This is a genomic window from Pelagibacterium luteolum (assembly GCF_900100665.1).
Classification (GTDB): domain Bacteria; phylum Pseudomonadota; class Alphaproteobacteria; order Rhizobiales; family Devosiaceae; genus Pelagibacterium; species Pelagibacterium luteolum.
In genome coordinates, this window is record NZ_FNCS01000034.1 from 1 (window position 1) to 12198 (window position 12198).

Annotated in this window: 9 protein-coding genes and 1 pseudogene; 5 read left to right on the forward strand and 5 right to left on the reverse strand. The window is 58.6% G+C overall.

All coding sequences use genetic code 11. From position 1 onward, the window contains the following. Positions 1–338, reverse strand: a 338-nt coding sequence (locus BLR31_RS22355; protein WP_176762757.1) for a transposase family protein, incomplete at its 3' end; no start/stop codon positions are given. Positions 339–573: 235 nt separating this feature from the next. On the opposite strand from BLR31_RS22355, the gene BLR31_RS21890 reads away from it, so the two are divergent. Next, entirely contained in the window at positions 574–738 is a 165-nt protein-coding gene (locus BLR31_RS21890; protein WP_176762799.1) for a hypothetical protein, read from the forward strand. 276 nt (positions 739–1014) lie between these two features. Here the strand turns inward: BLR31_RS21890 and BLR31_RS20840 are convergent, their stop codons facing one another. Continuing rightward, positions 1015–2970 (reverse strand): methyl-accepting chemotaxis protein, encoded by a 1956-nt coding sequence (locus BLR31_RS20840; protein ID WP_090600370.1) that lies wholly within the window; start codon positions 2968–2970, stop codon positions 1015–1017. A 607-nt stretch (positions 2971–3577) separates the two neighbouring features. Continuing rightward, positions 3578–4147 (reverse strand): annotated as a pseudogene (gene dinB / locus BLR31_RS20850) (DNA polymerase IV); the annotation flags it as partial. Positions 4148–4376: 229 nt separating this feature from the next. Here dinB and BLR31_RS20855 point away from each other — a divergent pair. The 3 genes from BLR31_RS20855 to BLR31_RS20865 are packed head-to-tail and all read left to right on the forward strand — an operon-like array spanning position 4377 to position 9848. Then, the gene (locus BLR31_RS20855; protein ID WP_090600377.1) at positions 4377–5138 is read left to right on the forward strand and encodes an ImuA family protein; all 762 of its coding nucleotides are present in this window, start codon (positions 4377–4379) and stop codon (positions 5136–5138) included. Further along, positions 5053–6576, forward strand: a complete 1524-nt coding sequence (locus BLR31_RS20860; RefSeq protein ID WP_090600381.1) for a Y-family DNA polymerase — start codon at positions 5053–5055, stop codon at positions 6574–6576. Before BLR31_RS20855 ends, BLR31_RS20860 begins: the two co-directional genes overlap by 86 nt. Then, positions 6573–9848 carry an error-prone DNA polymerase gene (locus BLR31_RS20865; RefSeq protein ID WP_090600385.1) on the forward strand — a complete coding sequence of 1092 codons (3276 nt, stop codon included), beginning with the start codon at positions 6573–6575 and terminating at the stop codon, positions 9846–9848. Before BLR31_RS20860 ends, BLR31_RS20865 begins: the two co-directional genes overlap by 4 nt. Before the next feature lie 226 nt (positions 9849–10074). Here the strand turns inward: BLR31_RS20865 and BLR31_RS20870 are convergent, their stop codons facing one another. Continuing rightward, positions 10075–11400 carry a type II toxin-antitoxin system HipA family toxin gene (locus tag BLR31_RS20870; RefSeq protein ID WP_090600389.1) on the reverse strand — a complete coding sequence of 442 codons (1326 nt, stop codon included), beginning with the start codon at positions 11398–11400 and terminating at the stop codon, positions 10075–10077. After that, entirely contained in the window at positions 11400–11642 is a 243-nt protein-coding gene (locus BLR31_RS20875) for a helix-turn-helix domain-containing protein (protein ID WP_090600393.1), read from the reverse strand. The genes BLR31_RS20870 and BLR31_RS20875 overlap by 1 nt, the downstream gene beginning before the upstream one ends. A 292-nt stretch (positions 11643–11934) precedes the next feature. Here BLR31_RS20875 and BLR31_RS20880 point away from each other — a divergent pair. Beyond that, positions 11935–12198: transposase (locus BLR31_RS20880; RefSeq protein ID WP_143009488.1), on the forward strand; the 264-nt coding region annotated here is incomplete at its 3' end.

The following is a 12198-nucleotide window of genomic DNA, read 5'->3' on the forward strand; positions in this document are numbered from 1 at the left end:
TGGACGATGAGGTTGAGGCGCTGCGTCCTGCGGGCCCACGGCGCAAGCACGCCATGCTCCACTCGCTCGGCAAATATCTTCTGTCCACACAGCACGCTGTTGCATCGAAATCGGCGGGCTTTGACGAGTAACCTGACTCGACGGCCGCCAAGCGGGAGGTCGGAGGCCTTTCGCCAATAATGACTATGGATACTTCGGCTGCTCCGCCCACAAGAGGGGCAAGCACTTCCCGTTTGACGAGGGCGGACGCTGATCTCGAGATGACTGTCTCTCTCCAGCGTCGTCTCGATGATGAAACCTGACGGTAAAAGCGACGAAGTTCCAAGCTTGCGCGCCATTGCAGTGATTCCTCTCAAAAGGAAATCACACCGCTCGATTGCACCAAATGTGAGTCAGAGCCAATATTCCATGCCGAATGACATTGCGGCAGATCGGGGGAGCAACGAAGTAAACATAGCCGCACCGCTTCCATTTAATCATCGCGCGCACCCGCAATTTGAACGATCAATGCAAGCCCGCGTTAAACAGAGTTGGGCTTGATGAACTCGCGTTGCAGCAAATGTGACTTGAGCAATGCACCTCGAACGCCTCTATAAAAAGCTGGTTGACCACGACTATCCGAAAGAGGGAATGGACTGGCTGCGGCGGCGCCGCAGCTTCGTGATCAGCGTCCTCGCCATTCTTGCCTGGGGCGTGGTTCTCGGACTGGGCTGGCTGATTTGGGCGGGGGCGACCTAGTCGCTAGAGGATGGCAGCATGGCGGGCAAAGTTTTGATGGGTGCCGAGCAGTCCCTGCCACGAAGAGTGAACACTCTTGCAAGGACGTTCCTTTCACTTCGGGGCACGATCGGTGTCTCGAAGTGAAAGATTGTCCAAGTCAGCGGCATTGCGACCGAAAAGCTGCTCGCCTTGTATCATTGACGAATACGCCAGCATGCACCCGATCCCTGTCGATCGAGCTGTAAGGGCCGGACAACTGATCCTCTTGAAAGCGCTTGAAGACCGCTTGCCGGCTTAGAACTCGTTCCAGTCGGCGTTGATGGCTGCGTTCCCCTGGACGAGATAAACGCCGGCACCGCTCCTGGCCCTATGCTGAAGTCCCCGCGCATCAGCAGGTGCAAGTTCGACCTGGCCCGCGGGTCCGGCATTGTAATCGTGGTTGAGCGGCCTTGTCCCCTCGATCTTGAAAATTTCCACGATCCGGTCTAACGCCGTTGCTTGTTCCTCGGTCTGGGCGATAACTGCATTTGTTTCTTCGACGAGTGCGGCATTGTGCTGGGTCATCTCGTCCATCTGACGCATAGCAGCGCTGACCTCCTCAATGGAGGAAGCTTGCTCGCGGCTATCATTGGCGATTGTCTGCATCTGCTCAGTGTTTTGCCGGGCGGCCTCGAGCATCGCCGTTAGCTTTTCTGCGGCCTGCGCAACAAGCATCGACCCGCCATCCACCTCCCTCCTGCTTTGCTCGATCAGCGCCTTTACCTCCGACGAGGCTTCAGCAGCTGACTGGGCCAAGCGGCGCACTTCGACTGCAACGACCGCAAAACCCTTGCCTGCCTCACCTGCCCGAGCCGCTTCCACTGAGGCGTTGAGAGCCAATAGATTGGTTTGGAATGCAATATCATCAATCATTTTGATGATGTCGGAGACTTTTGCTGAGGAGGTGGTGATCCGCTCCATGGCGCTGGTCGCCTCGCTCATTACCGCGCCGCCGTCTTCTGCCGATTGCGTTACCGAGGCGGCGGTCTTGGAGGCCTCCTGAGCCCGGCGAGCGTTTGCCATCACGGTTGCTGCCACTTGCTCCATGGCCGCTGAAGTTTCCTCAATGGTCGCGGCCTGTCGCGTCGTACGATCCGACAGATCATTTGTTCCTGATAGAATTTCGGCTGTTGCGCTCTTTAACCGACTTGATGTTGCACGCAGTCGCGCTACCATTTCGCTCAAGCTTTCGGCAGTGCGATTGAAGTCGTGCTTTAGCCGTCCCGTCTTCGCCGGGAGCTCTGCGGTAATCCGATGGCTCAGATCGCCAGCTGCGAGGGCAGACAATCCTTCTGCGAGGATCGCAACTGCGGCCATGTCCGCCTCGGCGTCGCGTTGCATTTCGTTTTGGAGGATGGCTTGCTCACGTTCAGCGGCGCTCCGTTCGGACTCATGGCGCTGGCGCGCCTCTAACGCCTCTGCTTCTGCTTCGCGTTTCTCGATGCCTGCCTGTTTAAAGACCATCACGGCTCTCGCCATATCGCCGACCTCGTTGCGCGCCTGCGTCGCAGGAACCACGACGTCGTCATTGCCCGCGGCAAGGTCTTTCATTGCCACGGTCAATTCGTCGACCGGACGTGTGATGGAGCGTGCGATCAGGTAGGCAGAACTTCCCATGAGGGCAACGCCGGCCAGCAGCGCAGCTCCAAGCAGCTTGACATTATCCCAAAACATTGCGGCGATATCATCGGTATAGACACCTGTTCCAACGACCCATCCCCATTGTGTGCCCGAGACATGGGAGAGCTTGGGCTGAGGCTCCTCGCTTCCCGGTTTCGGCCAGAGGTAATCCACATAGCCTGAACCCTGTGCTCGCACTGTCTCAACGAACTCTACGAACAAGAGCTTGCCATTCGGGTCGGAATTTTGCGACAGATCTTCTCCATCAAGCTCTGGCCTGATGGGATGCATAACCATCACGGGACCCATATCGTTGATCCAGAAATATTCACTGCCGCTATAGCGCATGGCTCCGATCGCCGAGAGGGCGCGCTCTTGCGCCTCGGCCACGGTGAGCTCTCCTGCAACGGCGCGCGCTGCGTAGGCTTCAATAACCGCCGTCGCGTTGTCTGTCATGGCCGATAGCAGCGCCTTGCGGTCCTCCACCAGCTGGTGCTGTGTTGTGTATAGGGAAAACACGGTTCCAGCCGTCATCATGGCAAGCGCGAGTGTGCCCATGATGAGTAACTTGGTCGAAATGCGCAGTGCCATGGTGAAGGTCTCGAGCTGAATGATCCTTTTATGTCCGGTATGCCCAGTTAAAACTCCACTAATGCCAGCCGGGGTTGCGGCTCGACGAGAACGCCGCAGGTGATAAGGAGGGGCGATTCCAGGAGCGTGGAGCTGTGCCCGGTCGTCGGGCAGACAGACTGAGACGGCAAGCCGATCGCTACAGCATTCATGTCAAAACGTGGGAGAGCAGTTCTTCGGGGCCACAGTCCGAGGTCCACGCTCAACGGCGCGCTCCAAACACGCGATCGGCTATTTGGCTGTTTATACCGCCGGCGATGCCGGGCATCGAGCAGCCACCAAAAGGCAACGATCGCCCAGACAAAGCCAAGTAGGCCAATCGAAATGATCTTCACGACAAGTGTAGCGCTCAAGAGCGCTAACATGATTAGACCCCTCAGCGGCCGCCCTGGAGACAGGGCCTTGTATTGACGCTCTGTCGCGCGTTGAACAGCGCCGCTACGATCTGGTGACCGTAGATGTCGATCTTGGGATGGGTCGCGTGAGATTTAGCTCCGCCCAGATTTCGGTCGGGCTGATCTGCGCCCACCGACGTGTCTTTCAGCAAATGACGCCCGGTGTTCATACTAGTGGTGAGCGACGGCGCTTTCATCCGGGCCGCGGTGGCCGGACCGATGCCGTGGAATTTCTCGATCGGCAGGGTTTCGACAAATGCCGGGCCTTTCGCCGGCGTGATCACGAACTGGCCGTTGGGTTTTTTGTGCCCGGACGCCATCTTGGCCAGGAATTTGTTGTAGGAAATCCCCGCGGAGGCGGTAAGGCCCGTGACCTCAAAGATCCTGGCTCTGATCGCTTCGGCGATCTCGCTGGCAATCGCCATCCCCTTGAAATTGTCGGTGACGTCGAGATAGGATTCATCGAGCGAAAGAGGTTCGACGAGTGCTGTATACTCGCCAAAGATTTCGTGGATCTGCGCCGATACCGCCTTATAGACCTCAAACCGTGGCTTGACGAAAATCAGCTCCGGGCATTTGCGCGCAGCGGTCGCCGACGGCATGGCCGATCGCACGCCGAACTGTCGCGCCTCATAGCTGGCAGCGGCGACGACACCACGCTTTTTCGCGCCGCCCACGGCAACGGGCTTGCCACGCAGTTGGGGATCATCGCGCTGTTCGACCGAGGCAAAGAACGCGTCCATGTCGACATGGATGATCTTGCGGATGTCTCTGTCACCATTGTCTGTTGTCGGCTTATCCCCAGGCTGCACCTTGATAAATCCTTGTAAGTGCTGATCAAGCTGCGCGCGTCACATCCGCTCGCACAAGAGTTGATCGGAGACCGATTGACTCTTGGCTTGGGTTGCGCGAACAAAAGAGGAACATAACCTCTGTTCTCGCAATTGGGAAGACACGCCGATCGGCAAAATCATGGCCTTTCTCTCGAAAACCACAGCCATTGCCGAGCTGCGAGACCGCATTGCCGATCTCGAGGGCAATGCCACGCTCGTGCGCAAAGCCTTGGCCTTCGGGATTCCCGAAATCGACAGCCGTCTGCCCAATGGCGGTCTGTCTCTGGGTGGTTTGCATGAGATTGCCGGCGGCGGCAATGGCGCCATTGACGGATCGGCCTCAGCTCATTTCGCGGCCGGGATCGCTGCACGAACGCGCGGCAAGGTGCTCTGGTGCGTCACGCGCCAGGACCTCTTTGCACCGGCGCTCGAACAGGCCGGCCTGGCTGCCGATCGGGTCGTCTATGTCGAGGCCGGAGATGACAAAACACTACTTGCCTGCATGGAAGAGGGATTGAGGCATGGCGGGCTTGGCGCCGTGGTCGGGGAAATAGCTCGGTTGTCGATGACGGCATCACGGCGGTTACAGCTGGCCGCTGAAGACACCGGAACAATCGGCATCGCACTGCGACGCTGGAGACGGCAGGCCGAGGCCATGGATTTCGGACAACCCACCGCAGCTTTGACCCGCTGGCGTGTCTCGGCACTACCCTCGCGCCCTTTGCCGGTGCCAGGCGTTGGCCGGGCGCGCTGGCTGGTGGAACTGATCCGGGCGAGGGCAGGGGAAAGTCTCGATATTGAAGTGGAGGCGTGCGATGGCTCGGGTCATCTCGGTCTTCCTGCCGAACTGGCCGATCGATCGGCTGCGGCGGGTGGCTGGCGACACAGCGCCGCCAGTTGACGCGCCCCTGGTGGTGGCCGCCAGGGAGAAAAGCAGACGCGTGGTGGTCGCAGCAGATGCCACAGCACAAGCTGCTGGTGCGCGCGTAGGCATGGCCTTGAGCAAAGCTCAGGTCCTGGTACGTGGCCTCGTCGTCGTTGACCTCGATACCAAAGCTGATGCCGACAGCCTTGAACGGCTTGGCCTCTGGATGCTGCAACGCGTCAGCCCCATCGTGGCGCTCGATCCGCCCGACGGGCTCGTTATCGATTCCACCGGCGCCGATCATCTCCATGGTGGCGAGGCCGCTCTGCTCGAGACCTTGCTGGGACGTCTGACGATGTCGGGTGTAACGGCAAGAGCCGCAATCGCAGACACTTGGGGTGCTGCCCACGCTCTGTCGCGTTTTGTCGCCCAGCCGAGCTTTGTCGCGCCTTTTGGACACGGCGAGGCGATATTGGCGCCTCTTCCGCTCGAAGCCTTACGTTTGCCAGCCTCTATGGCGTCCGACCTGCGCAAGCTCGGATTTCTCACAGTGGGCGATGTCCTGGCCCAACCCCGCGCACCGCTTGCCCTGCGGTTTGGACCAGAACTGGGACGTCGCATCAATCAAGCTGTGGGCGACATCGGCGAACCGATCGACCCGATGCGCGCGGAGGACTTGATCGAAGTCCGGCGTCCTTTTGCCGAACCGATCGGAGCTCCGGAAACGATAGCACGCTATGTAGGCAAGCTGGTTGTGGCCCTGTGTTCCGAGCTCGAACTGCGCGGCCTCGGCGCCCGACGCCTCGATCTCTTGTGTCACCGGGTCGACAATACGATCGAGGCGGTCCGCGTCGGCATGGCAACGCCGGTCCGCGACATCAAGCGGTTGACCCGTCTCTTGTGCGACAAGATCGAAACTATCGCTCCAGGGTTCGGCATCGAGATCATGTGTCTTAGGGCGACCATTGTCGAACCGCTCGACCAACACCGCTCAGTCAGCAGCCTGCTTGAAGACACCGAACCCGACATCTCTGATCTGATCGATACGCTCGTAAACAGGGTCGGCGATCGGGCCATCTATCGGTTTTCGCCCGTCGCCAGCGATGTACCCGAACGCTCGGTAGCCCGTATTGCGGCCCTGGCTCCCGAAATTGGTGGCGGATGGCCCAGTCACTGGCCACGGCCCACACGGCTTTTGCTGCGACCCGAACCGATCGAAACCATTGCCTTGCTGCCCGACAACCCGCCGGTCTCAATCACATGGCGTGGGATCCGGCGTCGGGTCAAACGCGCTGATGGCCCCGAGCGCGTGTTCGGCGAATGGTGGAAGGCCGATATCGAACTCTCGGCGGTCCGCGATTATTTCCGGATCGAGGACGACACCGGTGAGCGTTACTGGGTCTTTCGGGCCGGTGACGGGGAAAACGCCGAGACCGGCTCGCACAAATGGTTCTTGCACGGAGTTTTCGGATGAGCGCCCGCTACGCCGAACTTCAGGTCACGTCTCATTTCTCCTTTCTGCGGGGCGCGTCGTCTGCTCAGGAACTTTTTGCCACGGCGGCCTTGATGGGGATCGAAGCAATCGGGATCGTCGATCGCAATTCTCTGGCCGGAGTGGTTAGAGCCTATGAAGCCGCCAAGGTAACGGACGTGCGTCTTGTTGTGGGATGCCGTCTCGATCTGGTCTGCGGAACATCGGTACTGGTCTATCCTACCGATCGTCCCGCCTATTCACGCCTGTGCCGGCTCCTCACCTTGGGAAAGCACAGAGCCGGCAAGGGCAAATGTGATCTCCATTGGGACGATCTAATTGCCTATGGTGAAGGCCTGATCGCCATCCTGGTGCCCGATCTTGCCGATGAGACGTGCGGCATGCGGCTGCGCCGCTTGCGTGAAAGTTTTGGGGATCGCGCCTATCTTGCCCTGACGCTGCGGCGCCGGCCCAATGACCAGATGAGGCTGCATGAACTCTCGGTTCTGGCGACGGGGATGGGGGTTCCCACAGTCATCACCAATGACGTGCTGTTCCATGAGCCGGGCCGCCGCATGCTGCAAGATGTTGTAACGGCCATCCGGCACAACACCACGATCGACGCGCTTGGCCTGAGGCGGGAACGCCATGCTGACCGCTACCTCAAACCACCCGAAGAAATGCATCGCCTGTTCGATCGCTACCCCGATGCCTTGACCCGCACGCTCGAGATCACCAGGCGCTGCACCTTTGATCTCAGTGAACTGGCCTATCAATATCCCGAGGAACGCGATGATCCAGAGCTGACACCGCAAGAAACGCTGGAAAAGCTGACATGGGAGTGTGCCAGCGTGCGTTACCCCGAAGGGGTTCCCGATGAGGTCGTTGCCACCCTGCGGCACGAATTGACGCTGATCGGCAAGCTCAACTACGCGCCCTATTTTTTGACGGTCAACAACATCGTACGCTACGCCCGGTCACAGGACATCTTGTGCCAGGGACGCGGTTCAGCAGCCAATTCGGCCGTCTGTTTCGTTTTGGGGATCACCGCAATCGATCCGGGTCGCAATGACCTCTTGTTCGAACGGTTCGTGTCCGAAGAACGCCATGAGCCCCCTGATATTGATGTCGATTTCGAGCACGAGCGGCGCGAGACCGTCATCCAGTGGGTTTATGAAACCTATGGCCGGAATCGGGCGGCGCTATGCTCGACGGTGATCCGCTACCGCACCAAGGGCGCGCTGCGCGATGTGGGCAAAGCGCTGGGGCTGACCGAAGATCTGCTCAAGACCATTTCGGGCCAGATCTGGACGTGGTCTGAAGAGGGGGTTCAAGATGCACACATCAAGGACCTCAACCTCAATCTTGACGATCGCCGGCTACGGTTGACGCTCGATCTGGCGCGCCAACTCTCCGGCGCGCCCCGTCACCTTTCCCAGCATCCAGGCGGGTTTGTCCTCACCCATGACCGACTTGACGATCTCGTGCCCATCGAACCGGCCTCGATGGAAGATCGGCAGATCATCGAATGGGACAAGGACGATATCGATACGCTCAAATTCATGAAGGTCGATGTGCTGGCACTGGGCATGTTGACCTGCATGAAACGCGGCCTTGACCTTATGGCCGAACATAAGGGCGCCACTTACGATCTCGCAACGATCCCTGCCGAAGATCCCCGAACCTATGCCATGATCCGCCGGGCAGACACGCTCGGCACCTTCCAGATCGAATCCCGGGCGCAGATGAGCATGCTGCCGCGTCTCAAGCCGCGGACCTATTACGATCTCGTCGTTCAGGTTGCCATTGTGCGACCCGGTCCAATCCAGGGCGACATGGTCCACCCCTATCTGCGACGCAGGGAAGGGTTGGAGGCTGTGGAATATCCACGGCCCGAACTCGAAAAGGTTTTAGGCAAAACACTCGGTGTACCCCTGTTTCAGGAGCAGGCAATGCGGGTTGCGATCGAATGCGCGGGGTTTACGCCTGGCGAAGCCGACATGCTGCGCAAATCCATGGCGACGTTCAAGTTCACCGGCGGGGTATCGAAATTCCGCGATAAGCTGATCGATGGCATGGTCTCCAATGGCTATGAAAAAGCCTTTGCCGAACAGACCTTCAAACAGCTCGAAGGGTTTGGCTCTTACGGGTTTCCCGAAAGCCATGCGGCATCGTTCGCTCTGATCGCCTATGCAAGCGCCTGGCTCAAATGCTGGCACCCCGATGTCTTTTGCGCAGCGCTGCTCAATAGCCAGCCCATGGGATTTTACGCGCCGGCCCAGATCGTGCGCGATGCTCAGGAACACGGCATTGACGTCCGACCGGTGTGCATCAACACATCGCGCTGGGACTGCACATTGGAGCCATCGAGCAATCCCGATAGCGACACATTCGCGGTCCGGCTTGGGCTGCGCATGGTCAAGGGTCTATCGAACGCCAACGCGGCATCGATCGTGGCGGCGCGTGCGGACAATGATTACGCCAGCATTGATGATCTCTGGCGGCGGGCAGGGGTGCCGGTTGCGGCTCTGACCCAGATTGCCGAGGCCGATGGATACCGAACGAGCTTGGGCCTCTCCCGCCGCGATGCGCTATGGGCCATCAAGGGTTTGCGCGATGTAGAACTGCCGCTGTTTGCTGCGGCTTCAAGGCGTGAGGGTACGACCATATCCGAGGTGAGCGAACCCGCGATCGCCTTGCGAGCCATGAGCGATGGTAGTGAGGTGGTCGAAGACTATCGTCATGTTGGTCTGTCGCTGCGCACCCATCCGGTGTCCTTCCTGCGCCCGGACCTAGAAAAGCGGCGCATTGTTACGTGCTCGGATGCGATGACGGCGCGCGATGGGCGCTGGCTTGAAACCGCAGGCATCGTTCTGGTCCGTCAGCGTCCAGGCAGCGCCAAGGGCGTCATGTTCATCACGCTCGAAGACGAGACCGGAATCGCCAATCTGGTCGTGTGGAAAAAAGTGTTCGAGCAGCACCGGCGGATCATCTTGTCGGCCGGCATGATCTCGGTGAGGGGCAAAATCCAGCGAGAGGGCGAAGTGGTCCATCTCGTTGCCCACCACATCCACGATCTTTCTCCCAATCTGGCCAGTGTCGGGGAGCGCGACGCGCCATTCGCCATGCAGCATGGACGCGGTGATGAGTTTCATCATGGATCGCCCACGCCTGATCCGCGCACATTACCGCCAAAAGGCTTTCGCACCCGGGATATCCATATTCCAGACCTGCACATTGACACCATCAAGGTGAAGACGCGCGATTTCCGGTAGGATAGGGGGGAAATGCAATGTCTTAACGGGCGCCGATACCACACTGTCCGGTATTTGCGGTGCTCGGCCACAAGCGGACACTCGGACGGAGCAGCCTTTGGGTCACAATGCTCGGGCCTGGCAAGCGCACCTTGTGAGACCCGCTCATCGAGATAAGTCAGCTACGTGCAATCGAGGTGCCTAACCAGATCGTGGGCGCTATGTACCCATTCGCCGTTTTTAATCTTCATGCTTCCGCGTCGTCGTTCCAGCGCGATAACGCCCTCAGTCTTTGCGTGACGCCAGCGAGAACGGAGTCGGCGAGTTCGTCTGGAATTGCAGCTGAATGCACGTTCAATGTCGACGCGGCGGTCTCCTCGGCAGTTTCGAGTAGGCGCTCAAATTCTTGCTGCACAATGCGCGGATCGAAATTGCAGCGTTCAGCTGTTTGCAGGAGATGCCGAGGCTGGATTTCGTTGATGCGGTAGTGGTTGGTTTTGCCCACGGACATTGCCAGTTTGTATTTCTTCAGATTGACCTGACCTGCATCCACGCTGGGTTGGGCGGTGAGGATGTCATAGGTCGGTGTGAGCTGGAAGCGCTGACCTGGCATCAAGAACACGCTGAAATTCTTGGCGTGGCCGTCTGTTGCTCCCAACAACCAGAATAGGATCTGAGCTCGCAGGTAGCTAAGTTGATCGGCGTCGGGTTTATCGCTGCCTTTGAGCAATTTCATGATATGCTGGTTATCGGGGCCGCCATCGGCCTGGTATTTGAGGTTGGGCGGTACTGAGAGCGCTTGGCACATGTCTTCTTGCGGGAGACGCAGCAAACGGCCGTCGCGCGTCCGGATACGGTCGAACCGCTCGACGCACAAAACCTTCTGGTCTTCAAATTCGACGATTTCTGCTTTGGTGGTTTCCAGCCCTAGGGCCTCGCATAGCTTAAGGCAGATGAACTCATTCTCGACGCTGTTGGATAGATCGATGCCGTTGGGGATCATCCCGATCTGCGGCTTGAGGATATGGGTCGTGGCGGTGATGCCTTTTGGGGTAAACCAACGTCCTTCGTTGAAAAGCAGGGCTGTTTTTTCCTGGGCGCCGGCAATGGAAATCCGAAAGTCTTCTTCCTCATCAAGGCCAAGAGGGTCGGCGTGAATGTTTCGTAGCTTGCGTGCAATCTCTGCGTCGCTGATTGGGTTGCCGTCCAGGCTGCCGACATATCCTACATCGGTGTCGTCAGGCAGGAATTGCAGCGCGCCGACGCAATCTTTGCCGATGCGTGCGAGCATGCTGTAGGCATCTGTGCCTTGCGCCCCAACGCGCGCGGCGACGCGGTCGCGGATCGCTCTGTTATCCGGTAGGAGATTGTCGAAGACGGCAATCACGGGCGCGCCAATGTAACGATCTTCGCGAAGGGGCAGGGAGAGTGATACGGGTATGGCGTTTTCCCATGCCAGCCATTCCGATGCATAGCGAAAGTCGATAGCACCGCTTGTTGCGCGTGACAATGTCCCGACTTCGCGGCCATTGAGGATGACCCGCAAGGGCGGATTTTGCTTACGACGGACCATTAAAATAGGTCCTCAATGCTTTGGCTTGCTCTTGTTCGCTCTTGGACAACCAGCTCAAGGTTAAGGGCAGCCAACACCTCCATGAGCGTCTTAAGCTGCAGCTCGCCATTCTCAAGTTGCGAGATACTTGCCTGGCGCAATTGCGTTTTCTCGGCCAGCTGTGTCTGGCTTAAGCCTTTGCGTTTGCGTTGGCGACGGATGACGGCGCCGAGTTGAGCTGGCGTACGGGCAATATCGCTCATGAAGACCTCTCTTTGGAAGCCATTATACTCATTTTAGTATATCTATACAATATACTATTTTCAGTATATCTGCTTCATATACGGTTTTCCGTATAAAATTTGATTATACGTTTATCCGTATAAGATAGGACTTGGGCCACTGTGTTCGCCATGTTTCTGGGTTCATGCGCCGCGCGCAGCATCACCTGAGATGCGAGGGATACGGTAGACAATGAAGGTCGCACGACCTTCCGTAAGCCTCCGTTGAGGGCCGCCTTGGCCTGAGCGGCCGATCTGGTAGCAAACTATCGCTATGGATATCCTTACAGATAGAAGCCGCGTCGAGCGCCTCGAGATTGTGGACACGGGCCGGCGCAGGCGGTTCAGTGATGCGGAGAAGATCCGGATCGTTGAAGAAAGCTTGTCGGCCCCGCGAATGGGCTCGGCGACCGCACGACGGCATGGAATTGCGGTGCCATTGCTTTTTGCCTGGCGCAAGGCGTATCGCGACGGCCAGCTGGGCAACGAGGCGGCTTCGTTTTATCCGGTACGCTTGGATGGGGTTGGGGGTCATGCC